This window comes from Microvirga tunisiensis, assembly GCF_009296175.1.
GTDB lineage: Bacteria > Pseudomonadota > Alphaproteobacteria > Rhizobiales > Beijerinckiaceae > Microvirga > Microvirga tunisiensis.
The window spans coordinates 26,293-44,775 of sequence record NZ_VOSK01000010.1; the positions used below are offsets into that span (position 1 = coordinate 26,293).

The window sequence follows — 18,483 nt, forward strand, 5'->3', positions numbered from 1 at the left end:
ATCATGCCACTGCGTCGAGGTGGATGCGCTTCACCGCCGGCTCATGGCCCTCGTCCAGGCGCTCGCCGGCATAGACGCGGCCGAAGCGGTTGGCGAGGAAGGTCTCGAGGCCGATCTCCTCCTGGCGCACGAAACCCTGTTTCGGGAGCTCGCCCGCGACCAGCAGGTCGAGCATGGCGCAGATGCCGGCCGCGGTGGTCACCTGGATCGCCGTGCGCTGGATGCCGGCGACCTTCTGGCCATAGACGCTGCGGGCGTAGGTTTCCTGAACGAAGCGGCCGCCGCGCTCGCCGGTCACGGTGACGAAGACGATGACCATGTCCTGCATGGTGGCCGGAACGGCGTTCTCCAGGATATCCTTCAGGACCTCGCGGCGGTTGCGCAGCTGAAGGTCGTTGAGCAGGACGCGCATCAGAGCGCAATGGCCCGGATAGCGGATGGTCTTGTAGTTCAGGTTTCGCACCTTGCCCTCCAGCGTCTCGCACAGGGTGCCGAGGCCGCCGGAGGTGTTGAAGGCTTCGTAGCGCGTGCCGTCGAGAGAGAATTCCTCCAGCTCTTCCATGGCCGGAACCTCGCGCAGCTTGCCGTCAACGACGGCTTCGCAGCGCTCGATATATTCGTTGATGACGCCGTCCGTGCTCCAGGTGAGATTGTAGGACAGGGCGTTCGACGGATATTGCGGCAGGGCGCCGACGCGCAGGCGCACGGTATCGAGCCTGTCGAAGCGGCTCGCGATGTCGTGAGCCACGATGGAGATGAAGCCTGGAGCAAGCCCGCATTGCGGGATGAAGGCCGTGGTGGCGCCTTCCGCCAGTTCCTTCACCATTCGGGTGGTGGCGACATCCTCGGTCAGGTCGAAATAGTTGACGTCCGCAAGGCGCGCGGCCTTCGCCACGTGACTGGTCAGGTGATAGGGCGCAGCGCTGAGCACCGCGTAATGGCCTTTGAGAGCATTCTGCAGGGCGACCGCGTCACTGAAATCGAGCTGGATCGTCTTGATGCCATCTTTGGCGACCGCTTCGAGGGCGGCGGTGGACGCGTCCGCGACGGTGACGTCGTAGTCGCCGGCCTCGTTGAGCATGTCGACAATGGTGGAACCGATCTTGCCGGCGCCGATGACGAGGATCGAATGCATGAAAATCTCCCTGTGGTCCCTCAAGAAAACGGCAAAGCCATGCAAAACGCCATAGACAAGCTGACGGAAAGCCGATTAGTTCTCGGCGTATTGCCGTTATGGTTGGTCATAGTGATGCTCGACGCCACAGATCGTGCCTTGATTGCCCTCCTGCGGGAGAATGCCCGGATCGGTCATGCGGAGGCGGCCCGGCGGCTCAGGCTCTCCCGCACGACGGTGCAGGCCCGAGTCGAGAGCCTGGAGCGCCGGGGCGTGATCGCCGGCTATACCCTGCGCCTTGCCGAGGAGGTCGCAAGTCGCATGGTGCGGGCGCATGTGACCATCGTGGTGGCGCCCAAGGCTTCGGGCGGCGTCGTCTCGGCGCTCCAGCGCATGCCAGAATTGCGCGCGCTTCATTCGGTCGCGGGTGTCTTCGATCTGCTGGCGGTGGTAGAGGCTGAGGACGTTCCCTCCCTCGATGCCGCCATCGACAAGATCGGCGCGCTCGAAGGGGTGGAGCGCACGCAATCCTCCATCATCCTCTCAACGAAATTCGAACGATGACCTCCTCAGCCTCTCCTTCAGCCGACGTCGTGATCGTCGGCGGCGCCGTCATGGGCTCCTCCGCGGCCTATCACCTGCTCGCCGATTCCGGCTTCAAGGGGCGCGTCATCGTCATCGAGAAGGATCCGACCTACCAACTCTCGGCTTCCGCTCTGTCGGCGGCCTCGATTCGTCAGCAATATTCGAGCGCGGTGAACATCCGCATCTCGCTTTATGGCATCGATTTCCTGCGCAGCATCGGTGACCGTCTTGGCGTCGATGGCGAGCGGCCGGAGATCGGGCTGAGGGAAGGCGGCTATCTCTATTGTGCGTCGGAGGCCGGTGCGTCGATCCTGGCGGAGAACCACGCGCTTCAAGCGGCCGAGGGCGCCGACATTCTTTGTATGGATCCGGCTGCGCTCAAGGATCGCTTCCCCTGGCTCAACGTGGACGATCTCGCCGCCGGCACCTGGGGCCACTCGGGCGAGGGCTGGTTCGACGGCTGGGGTCTGCTCCAGGCCTTCCGCAAGAAGGCTCGCTCCCTCGGCGCCGAATATGTGAAGGGCGAGGTGGCCGAGATCGAGCGGGACGGCAGCACCATCGTCGCCGTGCGCCTCAAGGACGGCACGCGGATTGCCTGCGGCACGCTCATCAACTGCGCCGGCTCCGGCGGACGGGCGATCGCCGCCATGGCCGGGCTCGAGATCCCGGTCCAGGCCAAGCGCCGCTACGTCTTCACCTTCTCGTGCAAGGGACCAGTCGAGAATTGCCCGCTGCTCATCGATACCTCGGGCGCTTATGTACGGCCTGAAGGGGAGGGACACTTCATCTGCGGTGCCTCGCCGGAAGCGGATCTCGATCCCGACTGGTTCGACGAGGATCCCGCGTCCCAGGAGATTGATCACTCGTTCTTTGAGGAGTTCATCTGGCCGTCGCTCGCCCATCGCGTGCCGGCTTTCGAGGCGATCAAGCCGGGCCGTGCCTGGTCAGGGCCCTACGACATGAGCCTGCTCGATCACAATGCCATTATCGGCCAGGCCGGCGCGTTCAACAATTTCTACCTCTGCAACGGCTTCTCGGGCCACGGCCTGCAACAGGCTCCGGCGGTGGGCCGGGGCTTGGCCGAGTTGATCGTCCATGGCGGCTACCGAACGCTCGATCTGTCCGAGCTCGGCTACGAGCGCGTTCTCGCCAACCGGCCGCTGCTCGAACGGAACGTGATCTAGAGGCCTGTCTCCTCGGAGGTGCGGTAGGCCCAGACCCGACCGCCCCGGTTCATGTGGCGCTGCATCAAGCCGGGCTGGTCCGGATCGGGCCGGGTGTCGACGGCAAGCTCGTTGACGCCCTCCCGGTCGGCCCGTTCGTCGTCGCGGCGCGAGCCGGTGCCGACCGTCGTGTTCGAGCCCTGGTTCGCCTGGGAGAACTCGTCCGTCCTCAGGTCTGCGGTGCCGAGATCGTCCGCCCCTTCCGCCATGAGGCCCATGCCGGGCAGGATGCTCGTGGTGGTCGTTCCGCCACCCGAGCCGCCGGTGATCCCGGCTGCCAGTGGAGCGCCCGCATCGGCTCCAGCCTGGTCGGAACCGCTCTCTTTCAGCCATTCCCGGCTGCCGCTGTCGAGATCGACCGGCTCGAACATCTCCAGCACGCGCGCGGCCTCCTCGGCATTGTCCCGGTCGACCTGGGCGGCGATCAGGGTGAGATGCCTGTGAAGTCCCTGCTCGAAGATCCGCTTGTCGGATTCCGGCAGGTTCAGGTCGTGCAGGGCGTCAAGCGCGTCATCCCGCACCGAGAGGCTGCGGAAGCCGGAGATCGACGAGATCTCACGGGCATCGGCGTTGCCGACCGCGACGATTCGGTTCTGGGCGATGCCCATCTCGAGCAGGGATTGAAGCGCCTGACGGGCCTGGGCGGGATCCCTGAACAGGGCAGTGATCATCTGGGGCATGGGGTTCTTCCGTTAGGACACTCCCTCAACGAAGAGGTGTTCCGGCCTGTTCCCAGGGGGTGCCATTAAGCCTTTTGGATGAAAGGGCTTCCATTTTGGAGCCGGCTATGATTGTCATGTTTTCGTCATAGAAACGTCATCCGGCCTTAACGCAGGGGTGATGAACGACAAGAACGTCCCCAACGGGATGACATGGGAGAGATTACTATGATGAAGAAGTCTCTCCTCGGCGCTCTGGCCCTCGGCCTGGCGACGAGCACCTCCGCCTTTGCCCAGACCGAGATCCAGTGGTGGCACGCCATGACCGGCGCCAACAATGAGGTCGTCAACAGGCTGGCCGAAGAGTTCAACAATTCGCAGAAGGACTATAAGGTCGTCGTCAGCTACAAGGGCCAGTACGCCGATACGCTGAACGCCGGCATCGCCGCCTTCCGCGCGGGCAACGCGCCCCACATCCTGCAGGTGTTCGAAGTCGGCACGGCGACCATGATGGGCGCCCGCGGCGCGATCAAGCCTGTCTACCAGATGATGGCCGATGCGGGCGAGAATTTCGATCCCAAGGCTTACCTGCCCGCGATCACCGGCTACTACTCCACGGCGAAGGGCGAGATGCTCTCCTTCCCGTTCAACTCCTCCTCCATGGTCATGTGGGTCAACAAGGACGAGCTGAAGAAGGCCGGCGTCTCCGAGATTCCGAAGACCTGGCCTCAGGTGTTCGATGCCGCCAAGAAGCTCAAGGCTGCCGGCCATGAGACCTGCGGGTTCTCCTCGGCGTGGACCACCTGGGCGATGATCGAGCAGTTCTCGGCTTGGCACAATGTGCCGATGGCCACCAAGGCCAACGGTCTCGACGGCTTCGACACGGAGATGAAGTTCAACTCTCCGCTGCACGTGAAGCACCTGCAGAGCCTCATCGACCTGCAGAAGGACAAGACCTACGACTACTCGGGCCGCGATTCGAAGAGCGAAGGCCGCTTCACCTCCGGCGAATGCGCGATCTTCCTGAACTCCTCGGGCTTCTACGGCAACGTGAAGGCCAACGCGAAGTTCGACTATACCTCGGTGCCGATGCCGTATTATTCGGATGTCCAGGGCGCTCCGCAGAACTCCATCATCGGCGGCGCTTCGCTGTGGGTCATGGGCGGCAAGAAGGCTGAAGAGTACAAGGGCGTGGCCAAGTTCTTCACCTTCCTGTCCGACACGGACCGTCAGGCGAAGCTGCACCAGGAATCGGGCTATCTCCCGATCACCAAGGCGGCCTACGAGAAGACCAAGGCCTCGGGCTTCTACGAGAAGAACCCCGTCCTGCAGACTCCGCTGCTGGAGCTGACCAACAAGGAGCCGACCGAGAATTCCCGCGGTCTGCGCTTCGGCAACATGGTTCAGATCCGTGACGTGGTCTCCGAGGAGATCGAGGCTGCCCTCGCCGGTCAGAAGCCCGCCAAGGATGCCCTCGATGCAGGCGTGACCCGTTCGAACCAGATCCTGCGCCAGTTCGAGCGCTCCGTCAGCCGCTAAGACGATCTGACATCACGACCTTTCATCCCGGGCGGCCCCGCTGCCCGGGATGATCTTATAGATCACCTTCGCAGACCGGTTGCCGCCGTCATCTGCCCCATCATTCGGACAGCCGTAAACGCGATGGAAAAACGAGCTCATTTTTCAGGTTGGACGCTGCCGCTTCTGTTGATCGTTCCGCAGATGGCGGTCACCGTCATTTTCTTCTACTGGCCGGCCTCTCAGGCCATCTGGCAATCCTTCCTGCGCGAAGACGCGTTCGGCCTCTCCTCGGAATTCGTCGGTTTCGAAAATTACATCGCGTTGTTCGAGCAGCCCGAATATTACCGGGCCATGGTCACGACGGCGATCTTCTCGTCCCTCGTCGCCTTCTTCTCCCTGGCCTGCTCGCTGCTGCTGGCGACACAGGCCGACAAGAACCTGCGCGGCGGACAGGCCTTTAAGACGCTGCTGATCTGGCCCTATGCGGTGGCCCCCGCCATCGCGGGCGTGCTCTGGATCTTCATGTTCCATCCGACACTCGGCACCCTCTCGAAGCCGATCAAGGCGGTCGGCATCGACTGGAACCCGATGCTCAATGCCAACCACGCCATGACGCTGCTCGTGCTCTCCGCCACCTGGAAGCAGATCAGCTATAACTTCCTGTTCTTCCTGGCCGGTCTTCAGGCCATCCCGAAGAGCGTGATCGAGGCTGCGGCGATCGATGGCGCCGGCCCTCTGCGCCGCTTCTGGACGGTGATCTTCCCGCTTCTGTCGCCGACCACGTTCTTCCTTCTCGTGGTCAATATCGTCTACGTGTTCTTCGACACCTTCGGCATCATCGATGCGGTGACGGGCGGCGGTCCTGCCGGGCGGACCACGACCCTCGTTTACAAGGTCTATGCGGATGGGCGCCTCGGCGGCGATCTCGGCGGCTCGGCCGCGCAGTCGGTGATCCTGATGATCATCGTGATCGCGCTCACCGCCGTCCAGTTCCGTTATGTCGAGCGCAAGGTGCAGTACTGATGGTCGAGAATCGTCCGTTCACCCAATTCATGGCCTATCTGACGCTCGCCCTCGGCATCGTCATCGTGGTCTTCCCCGTCTATCTCGCGATCATGGCATCGACCTTCGACGCCGCCACGATCATCAACGGCAACATGCCGCTCACGCCGGGCAATCGGGCAGGCGAGAACTATACGCGTGCGCTGTTCTACGGCGGCGTGTCTGCTCGCGAACCCGTCGGCGGTATGATGCTCAACTCCATGATCATGGCGCTGGGCATCGCGATCGGTAAAATCCTGATCTCGGTCCTGTCGGCCTATGCGGTGGTGTACTTCAAGTTCCCGTTCCGCAGGACCGCCTTCTGGATCATCTTCATCACGCTGATGCTGCCCGTCGAAGTGCGTATATATCCGACCTACAAGATTGTCGCCGATCTCGGTCTTCTGGATACCTATACGGGCTTGATCATGCCGCTGATCGCGTCGGCCACCGGCACGCTGCTCTTCCGCCAGTTCTTCATGACGATCCCGGACGAGCTGTTGGAGGCGTCGAAGATCGACGGCGCGGGCGCCTTCCGGTTCTTCAAGGATACACTCCTGCCGCTCTCCATGACGACGATCGCGGCACTCTTCGTGATCCAGTTCATCTACGGCTGGAACCAGTATCTCTGGCCGTTGCTGATCACGACCAAGAGCTCGATGCAGACCATTGTCATCGGCATCAAGAAGATGATCACGACGACTGATGCGCTGACGGAATGGCAGATCGCGATGACCACGGCCGTGCTCGCCATGCTGCCGCCGGTGCTCGTGGTGGTCTTCATGCAGAGGCTCTTCGTGAAGGGTCTCGTCGAAACGGAGAAGTGACGCGAGGGATCGCGCAGAGCCCTCCCTGCAAGGGCGGGAGGGCTCGCTCTCACATCATTGAAATTTTCGCCCGGTACCCATGGCGGCGCGGGCAGTGGTCAAAAGGAACAGAACGATGGCAGGGGTCACCCTCGATACGGTCAGGAAGATCTATGCGGGCAACGTGGAAGCCGTGAAGGGCGTCTCTCTCGGCATCGAGGACGGCTCCTTCTGCGTGTTGGTCGGCCCGTCCGGCTGCGGCAAGTCCACGCTTCTTCGCATGATCGCAGGCCTTGAGACGATTTCCGGCGGCGAGGTGAAGATCGGCGACCGGGTCGTGAACCAGATCGAGCCGGCCGACCGCGACATCGCGATGGTGTTCCAGAACTACGCGCTCTATCCGCATATGAGCGTCTACGACAACATGGCCTACGGCCTGAAGAATCGCGGCACGCCGAAGGACGAGATCGAGAAGCGCGTGAAGGAGGCGGCTCGCATCCTCGCCATCGAGCCCTTCCTCACCCGCAAGCCGCGTGCGCTTTCCGGCGGTCAGCGCCAGCGCGTCGCCATGGGCCGCGCCATCGTCCGCAAGCCGCAGGTGTTCCTCTTCGACGAACCACTCTCCAACCTCGACGCCAAGCTGCGCGTGCAGATGCGCGTCGAGATCAAGCGCCTGCAAAGGGCTCTCGGCGTGACATCGATCTACGTGACCCACGATCAGGTCGAGGCGATGACGCTCTCCGACAAGCTGGTGGTGATGTCCGGCGGCCAGATCGAGCAGGTCGGTAGCCCGTCCGATGTCTACCGCCGTCCCGAGACCCGGTTCGTCGCCACCTTCATCGGCTCGCCGCCCATGAACATCCTGCCCGGAACGGTGGAAGGCCCCGGCCGCGTGTCGGTCGGTGGACAATCCATTGCCGTCACGGACATGCGTGAAGGCCTTACCCCCGGCTCCGCCATCGAGGTGGGCTTACGTCCCGAGGACGTGCAGGCGGGCGGCGCCGGTTCCAGCTCGCTCTCCATGGATGTGGATTTCGTCGAGGAGCTCGGCGCCACCCAGCTCTTCCACGGCAAGGTTGCGGGCGCCGAATTCGTCGTGCAGGCCTCCACCGGCCAGCTCCCGGCCGACACCCGCAAGCTGACCCTCGCCGTCGAACCGGCCAACGTCCACCTCTTCGACCCCCAGACCACGAAGCGCCTCGGTCGGGTGTGATTCTGTCAGCCGACATATGGGCATGAGTCCTGAGGCCTCGGCATAGCCGGGGCCTTTTTGTTGCAGGTGGGGAGCGGGGCGCCGTGTCATCCCCGGCGGTCGCAGGTGGGGACGGGATCCATGCCAGCTCTCGGCGCTGCCGATGGATGCCGTCTCCTCCGTTGCACTCTGTCGGGAATGACACCCTCCCCTCCTGGCCGTCCCCGGGCTCGATCTGGGCTCGGTCCGGGCCATCCCGCTTTCAGACCCATGGCCCTCATCCTGAGGAGCCGCCGTGAGGCTGCGTCTCGAAGGAGTGTCCAGAGACCACTGAACGCCTCCTTCGAGACGCCGCTTGCAGCGGCTCCTCAGGATGAGGCCGCGCGAGACGATCGGGATCACGGCCCGTGACACCCTCTGCCGTCAGGGCCGGGCTTGTCCCGGCCATCCCGATAAGGTGAGGCTCGGCGCTTCCTGGACTGGGATCACCGGGACGAGCCCGGTGATGACGAGGAGGTAATGACACGGTGAGATGGTATGTTCTCACTTTGTTCTTGACACTGTGTATCATCTGGGCTCGACCCGTGTGCATCCCGGCCCGACGACGGGCGCGCTCGCGAGGCGTCGCAGATGTGGGGCGGGGAGCGGTCCTGCAGCAGGCCTCGCACGCCGGTTGGCGGGAGGCCCTTGGCAGCCCTGTGCTGGTCCAAGTCGAAACGCCTAACAGTCCCGCGTGCGAGGCATCCTGGCTCTTCCCATTCCACCATACCCATCGAGCCGGGCTGCCCAGCCACCCTCGATCATCCCCACGGCTCAGGGCTCCCAAGCCCTGGGCCTACGGGTGCTGGCTGTTTGAAGCCTGACCGCGAACGGCTGTTGCGCCCCGATGAGACGCCTTTTATCCCTTGTCCACTCAAGCATTTTCGGCGAAGCGGATCCGGTTCGCCGTCAAAGGTACGGCGCGGCAGAGAGAAGAGATGATTCCATGCAAGTGGAAACAGCTCTGACATGAGGAACAGCAATGACGGTCAAGCTCGACGGGGCCACTCTCGGCATTCAGGACGTGGTGCGCGTGGCGCGCGCCGATACCGAAGGAGCATTTGCCCAAGCCGCCCTGGCGCCGGAGGCGCACGAGCGCATTGCCGCGACGCGGGATTACATCGACCGCACCTGGATGCATGACGATGCGCCGCTCATGTATGCCTTCAACACCGGCGTCGGATTGTTCAAGGATCAGCGCGTCCTCATCAGTGACATGGCCGCCTATCAGCGCAAGACGGTCTATGCCCACGCCACCGGAGTAGGCGAGCCGTTTGCCGAGGACGTGACGCGCGCCATGATGCTGCTGCGTGCCAATGCCTTCGCGTCGAACTATTCCGGACCGCGCGTCGAGCTGGTCGAGCGGCTCATCGCGTTCCTCAATGCGGGCCTGCATCCGGTCATTCCCCAGAAGGGCTCCGTCGGCGCTTCGGGCGATCTCGCGCCGCTGGCGCATATGGCCGGTGCCGTCTGCGGCTTCGAGGAAGCCGAAATGGTTCATCGCGGCCGCCGGATGCCGGCGCGCGAAGCCATCAAGGCTGCCGGCTTCGATCCCGATTTCGATCTCGGCGCGAAGGATGCCTCGGCCCTCATCAACGGCTCGACCACGTCGCTCGCGCTCGGTGCTCTCGCCACCCACGATGCGCGCCGTCTGCTGAAGCAGGCCGACATCGCCATGAGCCTGTCGCTCGAGGCCATGCGCGGCGAGCTCGCAGCCTTCGATCCGCGCGTGCACAAGGCGCGCCCGCATCCGGGCCAGGCGCGCGTCGCGCGCAACCTGCTACGGATCCTGGACGGCACGAGACGCTGCTCTCAAGCTGCGCGCGACGTCGTCTTCCCCGACGAGCCGCGTCAGCCGGGTACGCCTGCCGCTCCTCGCGTGCAGGACGTCTATTCCCTGCGCTGCACGCCCCAGGTTCACGGACCCGCCGTCGAGGCGGTGGAATATGTCGAGCGCATCATCGGCACGGAGATGAACTCCGCCACCGACAACCCGCTGATCTTCGACGACGGACAGGGCGGCTACGTGTCGATCTCGGGCGGCCATTTCCACGGGCAGTACATGGCGCAGGCCATGGATTTTCTCGCCATCGCCATGGCCGATCTCGGGGCGATCTCCGAGCGGCGCCTCGCGCGCCTCATCGATCCCACCATGTCCTACGGGTTGCCGCGCAATCTTCTGGCGGGCAAGCGCGGCCTCAATACGGGCTTTGCCACCGTGCAGTGCTCCCTATCGGCGCTGGTGATGGAAAACCGCGGACTGGCGACGCCGGGTTCGGTCGATTCCATCCCCGGCAAATCCAACGCCGAGGATCACGTCTCCAATTCGACCTGGTGCGGGCGCAAGGCGCGCATCATCGTGGAGAACGTGGAGCAGATCGTGGCGGGCGAATTGCTGATGGCCGCGCAGGCCCTCACGCTCGTGGAGCCGCTCGCCAAGGATTACCCGCTGGGCAAGGGCTCGCAGGCCGCGATGGAGGCGATCCGCGGGGTCATTCCACCGGCGCTCGAAGGCGACCGATGGTATGCCACCGAGATGCGTCAGGCGCTCGACCTCGTGCGCTCGGGCGCCGTGATCGAAGCGGTCGAGAGCGTCGTCGGCGAACTGGAATAATGGAAAGGGCCCGGAGTCACCGGGCCCTGAACTGTCGAGTACCGAGCTTGATCAGCGGCAGCGGCGGATGTCGCGATAGACCACGCGCCCGTTGGGACGCACCACGCGCTCACGCACTGTGCGGCAGCGATCGACGCGTCCCCATCCCGGCCGTACGCCGCAATCCCGCACGGTCCGATAGACTACGCGGCCGTTCGGGCGCACGGTGCGGATCCGGCGGGTGACGCATTGCACGTTGTCGACAAGCGTGGGCGCCTGCAGCTGCTCGGCGCCGAAACGGGCCTGAGCCTCTTGCGGTGCAGCAAGGAAGCCGGCGCCGAGAGCAAGAGCGAAAGCGTGGAGAATGATGGCTCGCATGGTCCATTCCTTATGCTTTGAGGAGGGGCTGACGACAACGGCATGTCTATGCCATGGTTCCTGAAGCAGGAATGAACCCCATGTTGTCACGCGTTGTCATTCGTCCCGTTCAAGCCTCGGACGCCTCCGAGCTGGTTGCCGCCAACCTCGCGAGCATCGACCTGCACGAGCCCTGGGTGTCCCCCTGCCGCGACCATGCGAGCTTTCTCGGCTATCTCGCCCGCTGCGACGGCGATCGATCCATCGGCTTTATCGCCCGCGAGCGGGAGAGCGGGCGGGTCGTCGGCGTCGTCAATTTGAGCGAGATCGTGCGCGGCTTCTTCCAGAGCGCCTATATGGGCTATTACGGCATGGCCGGCATGAACGGGCGCGGCCTGATGGGCGAAACCGTGAGTCTCGTCGTGGCGCATGCCTTCCGCGAACTCGGCCTGCATCGGCTGGAGGCGAATATCCAGCCGACCAACGAGCCTTCCCGCGCACTCGTCAAGCGACTGGGCTTTCGCCAGGAGGGCTATTCGCCGCGCTATCTCAAGATCGACGGCGAATGGCGCGATCACGAACGCTGGGCCGTGCTCGCAGATGAGTGGCGCCGCTGACTTGCGTCAGGCGATGGGCCCGAGCTTCTTCTGTAGAAAGAAGCGGCTTCCGCCGACAGGATAGTCCTTGAGTTCGCCGAAGATCTCATATCCCAGGCGCTGGTAGAGTCGGAGCGCCTCGGGATTGAGCGTGTCGATCCAGACCGAGTGGCAGCCTCTGTTTCGGGCTTCGTCCTCGGCCAGCGCGATCAGCTGCGTGGCAAGCCCCATGCCACGAAAGGCTTCGGGCACGAAGAGGAGCTCGATGCCGAGCCAGCCGCCATTCGTGCGTCCCAGAAGTCCCCTGACAGGCTCGTTGCTGTCCGGATTGCGAATGGCGATGGCGAGATCCTGGCCCGGCGGATGATTGGCGAAGAGCGTTTTGTTGAAGTCCCGCACGCCCTCCAGCACGATCGGATGAAGCGCGGAAGCATCCTCGACGAACGTGATCGTGGGCAACTGTGTCATCATGCAAATCCTATGCCGCGATCCGCTTGACGGCGTCGATCAGCACACGGGCCGCCACGTCCACATCCTCGGTGGTGATCGATTCCGCCGGATTGTGGCTGATGCCGTCCTTGCAGCGCACGAAGAGCATGGCGGAGGGGCAGAGATTGGCCATCGCGACCGCATCGTGACCCGCCCCGGAGGAGAGATGCAGGGGTTCGATGCCGAGACTCCTCACGGCCTCTTCGAGCCACGCGATCAGATCCTTGTCCATGGGCGTCGCGGGCGATTCCATGAACGGCTCGATGGTGAAGCTCACATTGCGTCGTTGAGCGGCAGCCTGGCACTCGGTCACGATGTCCTGCACCATGGCGAGACGCACCGCATCGTCCGGCGAGCGGGCGTCGAGGGTGAAATCGACGCGCGCTGGAATGACGTTGATCGCGCCGGGCTGCACCTGCGCCGCGCCGACGGTTGCCACCGTGTCGGTGCGCGTCGAGCCTGCGCGCTCCACGATGCCGATCATCTCGGCGACGGCCGCGAGCGCATCGCGGCGCATGTTCATCGGCACGGTGCCCGCATGGCCCGCTTCGCCGATTACGCTGGCGCGGGCACGGGTGATGCCGTTGATGGCGGACACGATGCCGACGGGCAGGCGCTTCGCCTCCAGAAGCGGACCTTGCTCGATATGCACCTCGAGGTAGCCGCGATAGCGCGCCGGATCGCGGGCCAATGCAGCCGCGCCTCCCGGATCGCCACCGAAGCGGATCAGCGCGTCGCGGAAAGAAACTCCGTCCTGATCCCTGCCGTCGAGCCAAGCCGGGTTGAAGCGACCGGCCAGGGCTTGGGACGTGGAGAGGTTCGTGGGGAAGCGCACATTCTCCTCGTCCCCGAAGGCCACGATCTCGATGGGGCAGGCCGGCGCGATGCCCTGCTGCTTCAGCGCCTCGACTACGACGATGCCGAGCACGACGCCGAGATTGCCGTCATAGCGGCCGGCATCGACGACGGAATCGATATGGGAGCCGATGAGGAGCGCGGATGCTTCGGGATTGGCGCCCTCAACGCGGCCGATCACGGAGCCGAGCGCGTCGATATGCGCATTAAGGCCCGCCTCCTGCATCAGCCGGAGCGTGGCATCCGCGGCCCTGCGGTGCGCATCGGAGAGATAGAGGCGTGTGAGGCGGCCGGGCTCGTCCGTATGCTGGGCCAACTCCTCGATCATCGCCATCACGCGGCGGCCGAGGGTGAGATCTGTCGCGTTTGTCATGGGCCGGAGAGTTTCAGGAACCGGCCTGCTTCGCAAGGGGAGGACGGTCCGGTTCCCAAACGCTTTTCTGCCGTTAGGCAGCGACGCCGAGCTTCTTCTGCAGGCTCGTAGAGGAGGTCGTGTATTGGAACAGGAGCTTCTTCTCGGGATACACGTAGCGATGCACCTTCTGGGCTGCCAGAGCGCCCTCGTGGAAGCCGGAGAGGATGAGCTTCAGCTTGCCCGGATAGGTGTTGATGTCGCCGATGGCGAAGATGCCGGGAACGTTGGTCTCGAACTTCTCCGTGTCGACGGGAACCAGGTTCTCGTGCAGGTTAAGCCCCCAATCGGCGATGGGGCCGAGCTTCATGGTGAGCCCGAAGAAGGGCAGCATCACGTCGCAATCCACGAGGTGTTCCGAGCCGTCGTCCTTGCGGATCACGGCGCCTTCCAGCACGTGATTCCTCCCTTTGAGCGCGCTCACCTGACCGAGGTGAAGATCCATCTCGCCGGAGGCCACGAGGGAGCGCATCTTCTCCACGGTGTGGGGCGCGGCGCGGAAGGCATCGCGGCGGTGGAGCAGGGTCAGGCGCTTGGCGATGGGCTGGAGGTTCACGGTCCAGTCGAGGGCGGAATCGCCGCCGCCGACGATGAGCACCTTCTTGTTCCGGAACATCTCCATCTTGCGCACGGCGTAGAACACGCTCGTGCCCTCATAGGCCTCGATGTTGTCGATCGGGGGCTTCTTGGGCTGGAACGAGCCGCCGCCGGCCGCGATGATCACCGCCTTGCAGACGAAGGTGGTGTCGTTCTCCGAGGTCTTGACCCGGAAGAGCGGCGCCTCGGGCGTGCCGATGGACTCGAGGCTTTCCACCATCTCGTTGAGGTGGAAGGTCGGGTTGAACGGCTCGATCTGCGCCATAAGGTTGTCGACGAGGCCCTGACCCGTCACCATCGGAAAGCCCGGAATGTCGTAGATCGGCTTTTCCGGATAGAGCTCGGCGCATTGGCCGCCCACTTTCGGCAGGATGTCGATGAGATGGCATTTGATGTCGAGGAGGCCCAGTTCGAACACGGCGAACAGGCCCACGGGCCCGGCACCGATGATGACGACGTCCGTTTCGATATGGTCGGTCATGAACAGGCTCCTTCGAGAGACGGCCTTTCGAAAAGCACGGTCTCTCGGTCTTGGCAATGTGGCAGGCTGACGGCGAAGACCTTTTTCATGAAACTCGCTTCATGAAAAAGGCTTCCTTGGGTTGGAACGCATTTTCAGCAAAACCGCTCTCCACTTTTGCTGAAAATGCCTACCCTCCGGTCGGTGCCAGGGTGACCTCAAGGCCGTCGAGTTCGGGGGTCCAGAGGATCTGGCAGGACAGGCGGGAGTTAGGCTGCGTCATCACGGTGTCGAGCTGGTCCTCCTCCTCGCCGGTGGGAGGATAGAGCTTGTCCAGCCAGTCCTCGGCGACGAAGACATGGCAGGTCGCGCATTCGCAGGCTCCGCCGCACAGGCCCTCGATGGGCAGGCCCCAGTCCCGGATGATCTCCATCACCCGCCAGCCCTCGATGGCCTCAAGGATATGGCGCTGGCCGGCCCGGTCGGTCACATGGATTACGCCCATGAAGCGGGAATTCCTCTTTCGTGCATTCTGGGATGTGGCGCGGAACGGGCGCCGGATGGGCTGCATATCGCCCTTCAAGCCTCTTCCGTCAACGCTTTAGCGCATCAAACACCGAGGGTTTCCGCCCGCAAGGCCTCATCGGCCATAAGCTCGGCCATGGAGCCCTGGAAGCGGATCTCACCGCGCTCGATGACGCAGGCCCGGTCGCTGATGCCGGCGGCAAAGGCCCAGTTCTGCTCGGAGAGGAGCACCGCTACGCCTTCGGCCTTCATGGCCCGGATCGCCTCGGCCATCATCTGGACAATGACCGGGGCGATGCCCTCGGAGGGCTCGTCGAGCAGGATCGCATCCGGGTTGCCCATGAGGGTGCGGGCGATGGAGAGCATTTGCTGCTCGCCGCCGGACATCTGGTTGCCGCGCCGCCCACGCATCTCGGCGAGGTTCGGGAAGAGCCGGACGAGTCGCTCGGGCGTCCAGGGCGAGCGGCCGGCGCCGGCCGGCCGGCGCCCCGTCTCCAAATTCTCCTCGACGGTGAGATCGGTGAAGATGCGCCGGTCTTCGGGCACGTAGCCGAGCCCCAGGCGGGCGACCTTGTAGGTCGGAAGCTTGCCGAGGGAGTGCCCCTTGAAGGTCGCATGGGTGGCGGACGCCGAAATCAACCCCATGATGGCCTTCAAGGTCGTGGTCTTGCCGGCGCCGTTGCGGCCGACGAGCGCCACCACCTCGCCCGGATAGAGATGAATCGACAGGCCGAACAGCACCTGCGCCCGGCCATAGAAGGCGCTGAGGTTCCGGACATCGAGCAGCGCGTCTCGTCTCATGCGGGGCTCAATCCTTTCGGCCGCTCCAGGGCATGCTCGTCGCCAAGGTAGGCCCGCCTGACTTGGGGATCCTGGCGGATCTCGTCCGGCGTTCCGGCGGCGATGATCTGGCCGCGCAGGAGCACGAGCACCCGGGCCGCGTGGCCGAAGACCACATCCATGTCATGTTCGGTGAAGAGCACGCCGATCCCTTGCGAGGCGGTGATGGACGCGGTGAGATCCATCAGTTCCGCCCGCTCGCGCGGCGCCATGCCGGCCGTGGGCTCGTCCATGAGAAGGAGCTTGGGCTCTCCGGCCAGCGCGATGGCCAGTTCCACCCGCTTCACGTCGCCATAGGCCAGCGCGGAGCAGGGGATATCCGCCGCCTCCACCATGCCCACCTGAGAGAGCAGCGCGACCGCTTTCTCGCGATGGCGCTCCCGGGCCGGGGTCCAGAGACCGTTGCTTTGACGATGGCAGCTGATCAGCGCCATCTGCACGTTCTCCACCGCGCTCATGGAGAGAAAGGTCTGCGCCACCTGGAAGGTGCGTCCCACGCCGCGGCGAAAGCGCTTCTGCGGCGAGGCATGGGTAATATCCTGATCGTCGAGCAGAACCTGGCCGCGATCAGGTCTCAACTGGCCGCCGACCATGTTGAACACGGTGGACTTGCCGGCTCCGTTGGGGCCGATGATGGCGAGCATCTCGCCACGCTCGACGGTGAACTCCACGTCCCGGGCCGCCATCACGCCGCCGAAGGATTTGTGCAGGCCGGTCACGGCAAGAAGCGTCATGCGCGCTCCTCTCGCCAATGTTGCACAGTGCCCACAAGGCCGCGCGGAAAGATCAGCACCATGGCGATGATGCTCAGGCCCAGCAGAAGCCGCCAGAGGGGCGTGAGCGGCATGATCAGATCGCGCAGGAAGTGCAGGACGGCGGCACCGACGAGCGGACCCGTCACCGTCTGAATGCCGCCGAGGAGCAGCATGGTGAGCGCATCGACGGAGGTCGAGATGCCGAGCAGACTCGGATCCACCGAGCCGCGGGAGAAGGCATAGAGGCCACCCGCAAGTCCGGCTGCAGCCCCGGAGATCACGAAGGCGAGCCAGCGGTGTTGGCGGACCTTCAGGCCGATCGCTTCCGCGCGGGCTTCCGAGTCGCGGGCGGCCCGCAAGGCATAGCCGAACGGTGCGTCGATGATCCACTTCAAAAGCAGCACCGTGACGAGCGTCAGTGCGGCGGTCAGCAGATAATAGGGCATCGGCCCGCTGGCCCAGCTCGACGGCCATACGCCAACGATGCCGTTGTCGCCGCCGGTCACGTTGACCCATTGGAAGGCAACCGCGTAGAGGATCTGGGCGGCAGCAAGCGTCATCATGGCGAGATAGATGCCTGACAGGCGGACCACGAAGGCGCCGATCAGTGCCGCGCCCAAAGCTGCCAATGCGAGTCCGAGGGGGAGAGCCGCCACCATCGACGTGCCGAGCCACTTTACGGCAAGGGCCGATCCATAAGCCCCTAGGCCGAAGAACGCTGCATGGCCGAAGCTCACGAGCCCACCGACCCCGATGAGAAGCTGCAGGCTGAAGGCGAAGAGCGCGAAGATCAGGATCTCGGTCGCGACCTTCAGCAAGTACGCATCGGCCAGCAGCGGGAAGCAGGCGAGCGCCGCGATGACGGCGAGCAGGATGAACGGACGGCCGGGCAGGGGCTTGTGGCTGGCGATGCCCACCGCATGGGTTCCCCCGATGACCTCGGCACGCCCGAAGAGACCGTAGGGTCGGATCGCCAGCACCACGGCCATGAGCAGGAACACCACGACGAGGGTGCTCTTCGGAAAGACCAGGATTCCGAACGCCTGCAGCTGCCCGATGATGAGTGCTGCAAGGAACGCGCCGGGCACGCTGCCCATACCGCCGACCACCGTGACAACGAAGGCCTCGACGATGATGGAGAGATCCATGCCGGCATTGGCCGAGACGCGCGGGATCTGAAGCGCGCCGCCGAGTCCGGCCAGGAATGCGCCGAGAAACAGCGTGCCCGTGAACAGCATGGCCTGATTGACACCCAGCGACGCCACCATGTCGCGATCCTGCGTCGCCGCGCGCACCAGCACGCCGAACCGCGTCTTGCGCAGGAGAAGCCACACGAGCCCCAGCACGATGGGACCGGCCGCGATCAGCACGAGTTCGTAGGAAGGAAAGCGCCGTCCGAGAATTTCCACGGGTGCGCGCAATCCCGGTGCGCGCGGCCCCAGAATATCCTCCGGCCCGAACACCTGCACAACGAGATCCTGCACCACCAGCACGACACCGAAGGTGGCAAGCAACTGGAACAGTTCCGGTGCGCCGTAGATGCGCCGCAGGAGCAGGACTTCGATGATCACGCCGATGATGCCGACGATGAGCGCCGAGGCCAGGATGCCGGCCCAGAAGGTAACCGGCCCGAACGAGAGTTCGAGCAGGCGCGGCACCAGGGTCGCGGCCGTATAGGCGCCGATCATGTAGAGCGAGCCGTGCGCGAAATTCACGATCCGCGTGACGCCGAAGACGATGGTCAGTCCGCAGGCAGTGATGAAAAGCGATGAAGCGCTGGAGAGGCCGCTGAGGGCCTGAACGGCGAGGAAGGAGGGATCCAGC

18 protein-coding genes are annotated in these 18,483 nt (G+C 64.3%); 8 read left to right on the forward strand and 10 right to left on the reverse strand.

Annotation, left to right across the window (positions count from 1 at the left end; translation table 11 throughout):
• Position 1: 1 nt before the first annotated feature.
• Positions 2-1,135, reverse strand: a complete 1,134-nt coding sequence (locus tag FS320_RS05580; RefSeq protein WP_152710105.1) for a saccharopine dehydrogenase family protein — start codon at positions 1,133-1,135, stop codon at positions 2-4.
• 114 nt (positions 1,136-1,249) lie between these two features.
• Between FS320_RS05580 and FS320_RS05585 the strand changes: the two genes are divergently transcribed.
• Both FS320_RS05585 and FS320_RS05590 read left to right on the forward strand, forming a co-directional pair.
• Positions 1,250-1,678, forward strand: coding sequence for an Lrp/AsnC family transcriptional regulator (locus tag FS320_RS05585; RefSeq protein WP_152710106.1), 429 nt, complete (start codon positions 1,250-1,252; stop codon positions 1,676-1,678).
• Positions 1,675-2,883 (forward strand): NAD(P)/FAD-dependent oxidoreductase, encoded by a 1,209-nt coding sequence (locus tag FS320_RS05590; protein ID WP_152710107.1) that lies wholly within the window; start codon positions 1,675-1,677, stop codon positions 2,881-2,883. Before FS320_RS05585 ends, FS320_RS05590 begins: the two co-directional genes overlap by 4 nt.
• On the opposite strand, the gene FS320_RS05595 is transcribed toward FS320_RS05590, so the two are convergent.
• A complete protein-coding gene (locus FS320_RS05595; RefSeq protein WP_152710108.1) occupies positions 2,880-3,602 on the reverse strand; it encodes a hypothetical protein in 723 nt (240 codons plus the stop codon). The two genes, FS320_RS05590 and FS320_RS05595, sit on opposite strands and share 4 nt — an antisense overlap.
• Before the next feature lie 207 nt (positions 3,603-3,809).
• Here FS320_RS05595 and ugpB point away from each other — a divergent pair, with 207 nt between their 5' ends.
• The 5 genes from ugpB to FS320_RS05620 all read left to right on the forward strand — a co-directional run bounded on the left by ugpB (position 3,810) and on the right by FS320_RS05620 (position 10,794).
• Positions 3,810-5,120, forward strand: coding sequence for a sn-glycerol-3-phosphate ABC transporter substrate-binding protein UgpB (gene ugpB / locus FS320_RS05600; protein ID WP_420846704.1), 1,311 nt, complete (start codon positions 3,810-3,812; stop codon positions 5,118-5,120).
• A 123-nt stretch (positions 5,121-5,243) separates the two neighbouring features.
• Complete coding sequence (gene ugpA, locus FS320_RS05605) at positions 5,244-6,125, forward strand: sn-glycerol-3-phosphate ABC transporter permease UgpA (protein ID WP_152710109.1); 882 nt, start codon at positions 5,244-5,246, stop codon at positions 6,123-6,125.
• Positions 6,125-6,970, forward strand: a complete 846-nt coding sequence (gene ugpE / locus FS320_RS05610) for a sn-glycerol-3-phosphate ABC transporter permease UgpE (protein WP_152710110.1) — start codon at positions 6,125-6,127, stop codon at positions 6,968-6,970. Before ugpA ends, ugpE begins: the two co-directional genes overlap by 1 nt.
• A 115-nt stretch (positions 6,971-7,085) precedes the next feature.
• A complete protein-coding gene (locus tag FS320_RS05615) occupies positions 7,086-8,162 on the forward strand; it encodes a sn-glycerol-3-phosphate import ATP-binding protein UgpC (protein ID WP_152710111.1) in 1,077 nt (358 codons plus the stop codon).
• Between the two features lie 1,000 nt (positions 8,163-9,162).
• Positions 9,163-10,794: an HAL/PAL/TAL family ammonia-lyase gene (locus tag FS320_RS05620; protein WP_152710112.1), complete on the forward strand. Its 1,632-nt coding sequence runs from the start codon at positions 9,163-9,165 to the stop codon at positions 10,792-10,794.
• 51 nt (positions 10,795-10,845) lie between these two features.
• Here FS320_RS05620 and FS320_RS05625 read toward each other — a convergent pair whose 3' ends face one another.
• A complete protein-coding gene (locus FS320_RS05625; protein ID WP_152710113.1) occupies positions 10,846-11,151 on the reverse strand; it encodes a hypothetical protein in 306 nt (101 codons plus the stop codon).
• A gap of 80 nt (positions 11,152-11,231) precedes the next feature.
• On the opposite strand from FS320_RS05625, the gene FS320_RS05630 reads away from it, so the two are divergent.
• A complete protein-coding gene (locus tag FS320_RS05630) occupies positions 11,232-11,747 on the forward strand; it encodes a GNAT family N-acetyltransferase (RefSeq protein ID WP_202882831.1) in 516 nt (171 codons plus the stop codon).
• A gap of 6 nt (positions 11,748-11,753) precedes the next feature.
• Here the strand turns inward: FS320_RS05630 and FS320_RS05635 are convergent, their stop codons facing one another.
• The 7 genes from FS320_RS05635 to FS320_RS05665 all read right to left on the reverse strand — a co-directional run bounded on the left by FS320_RS05635 (position 11,754) and on the right by FS320_RS05665 (position 18,482).
• Positions 11,754-12,185 (reverse strand): GNAT family N-acetyltransferase, encoded by a 432-nt coding sequence (locus FS320_RS05635; RefSeq protein ID WP_244626983.1) that lies wholly within the window; start codon positions 12,183-12,185, stop codon positions 11,754-11,756.
• 19 nt (positions 12,186-12,204) lie between these two features.
• The gene (locus FS320_RS05640) at positions 12,205-13,443 is read right to left on the reverse strand and encodes an allantoate amidohydrolase (RefSeq protein WP_152710115.1); all 1,239 of its coding nucleotides are present in this window, start codon (positions 13,441-13,443) and stop codon (positions 12,205-12,207) included.
• A gap of 73 nt (positions 13,444-13,516) precedes the next feature.
• Complete coding sequence (locus FS320_RS05645) at positions 13,517-14,560, reverse strand: NAD(P)/FAD-dependent oxidoreductase (protein WP_152710116.1); 1,044 nt, start codon at positions 14,558-14,560, stop codon at positions 13,517-13,519.
• Between the two features lie 169 nt (positions 14,561-14,729).
• Positions 14,730-15,044 carry a 2Fe-2S iron-sulfur cluster-binding protein gene (locus FS320_RS05650; protein ID WP_152710141.1) on the reverse strand — a complete coding sequence of 105 codons (315 nt, stop codon included), beginning with the start codon at positions 15,042-15,044 and terminating at the stop codon, positions 14,730-14,732.
• A 104-nt stretch (positions 15,045-15,148) separates the two neighbouring features.
• Positions 15,149-15,865 (reverse strand): ABC transporter ATP-binding protein, encoded by a 717-nt coding sequence (locus tag FS320_RS05655; protein WP_152710117.1) that lies wholly within the window; start codon positions 15,863-15,865, stop codon positions 15,149-15,151.
• The gene (locus FS320_RS05660) at positions 15,862-16,638 is read right to left on the reverse strand and encodes an ABC transporter ATP-binding protein (protein WP_152710118.1); all 777 of its coding nucleotides are present in this window, start codon (positions 16,636-16,638) and stop codon (positions 15,862-15,864) included. Before FS320_RS05660 ends, FS320_RS05655 begins: the two co-directional genes overlap by 4 nt.
• Positions 16,635-18,482 carry an ABC transporter permease gene (locus FS320_RS05665; RefSeq protein ID WP_152710142.1) on the reverse strand — a complete coding sequence of 616 codons (1,848 nt, stop codon included), beginning with the start codon at positions 18,480-18,482 and terminating at the stop codon, positions 16,635-16,637. Before FS320_RS05665 ends, FS320_RS05660 begins: the two co-directional genes overlap by 4 nt.
• Position 18,483: the final 1 nt, after the last annotated feature.

Excerpts from the sequence above, each read along its gene's own strand:
- FS320_RS05615 (WP_152710111.1), top strand. The coding sequence starts at position 7,086 with ATGGCAGGGGTCACCCTCGATACGGTCAGGAAGATCTATGCGGGCAAC.
- FS320_RS05580 (WP_152710105.1), bottom strand. The coding sequence starts at position 1,135 with ATGCATTCGATCCTCGTCATCGGCGCCGGCAAGATCGGTTCCACCATT.
- ugpA (WP_152710109.1), top strand. The coding sequence starts at position 5,244 with ATGGAAAAACGAGCTCATTTTTCAGGTTGGACGCTGCCGCTTCTGTTG.
- FS320_RS05625 (WP_152710113.1), bottom strand. The coding sequence starts at position 11,151 with ATGCGAGCCATCATTCTCCACGCTTTCGCTCTTGCTCTCGGCGCCGGC.
- FS320_RS05590 (WP_152710107.1), top strand. The coding sequence starts at position 1,675 with ATGACCTCCTCAGCCTCTCCTTCAGCCGACGTCGTGATCGTCGGCGGC.
- FS320_RS05640 (WP_152710115.1), bottom strand. The coding sequence starts at position 13,443 with ATGACAAACGCGACAGATCTCACCCTCGGCCGCCGCGTGATGGCGATG.
- FS320_RS05585 (WP_152710106.1), top strand. The coding sequence starts at position 1,250 with ATGCTCGACGCCACAGATCGTGCCTTGATTGCCCTCCTGCGGGAGAAT.
- ugpE (WP_152710110.1), top strand. The coding sequence starts at position 6,125 with ATGGTCGAGAATCGTCCGTTCACCCAATTCATGGCCTATCTGACGCTC.
- FS320_RS05645 (WP_152710116.1), bottom strand. The coding sequence starts at position 14,560 with ATGACCGACCATATCGAAACGGACGTCGTCATCATCGGTGCCGGGCCC.
- FS320_RS05650 (WP_152710141.1), bottom strand. The coding sequence starts at position 15,044 with ATGGGCGTAATCCATGTGACCGACCGGGCCGGCCAGCGCCATATCCTT.
- ugpB (WP_420846704.1), top strand. The coding sequence starts at position 3,810 with ATGATGAAGAAGTCTCTCCTCGGCGCTCTGGCCCTCGGCCTGGCGACG.
- FS320_RS05630 (WP_202882831.1), top strand. The coding sequence starts at position 11,232 with ATGTTGTCACGCGTTGTCATTCGTCCCGTTCAAGCCTCGGACGCCTCC.
- FS320_RS05660 (WP_152710118.1), bottom strand. The coding sequence starts at position 16,638 with ATGACGCTTCTTGCCGTGACCGGCCTGCACAAATCCTTCGGCGGCGTG.
- FS320_RS05595 (WP_152710108.1), bottom strand. The coding sequence starts at position 3,602 with ATGCCCCAGATGATCACTGCCCTGTTCAGGGATCCCGCCCAGGCCCGT.
- FS320_RS05655 (WP_152710117.1), bottom strand. The coding sequence starts at position 15,865 with ATGAGACGAGACGCGCTGCTCGATGTCCGGAACCTCAGCGCCTTCTAT.
- FS320_RS05620 (WP_152710112.1), top strand. The coding sequence starts at position 9,163 with ATGACGGTCAAGCTCGACGGGGCCACTCTCGGCATTCAGGACGTGGTG.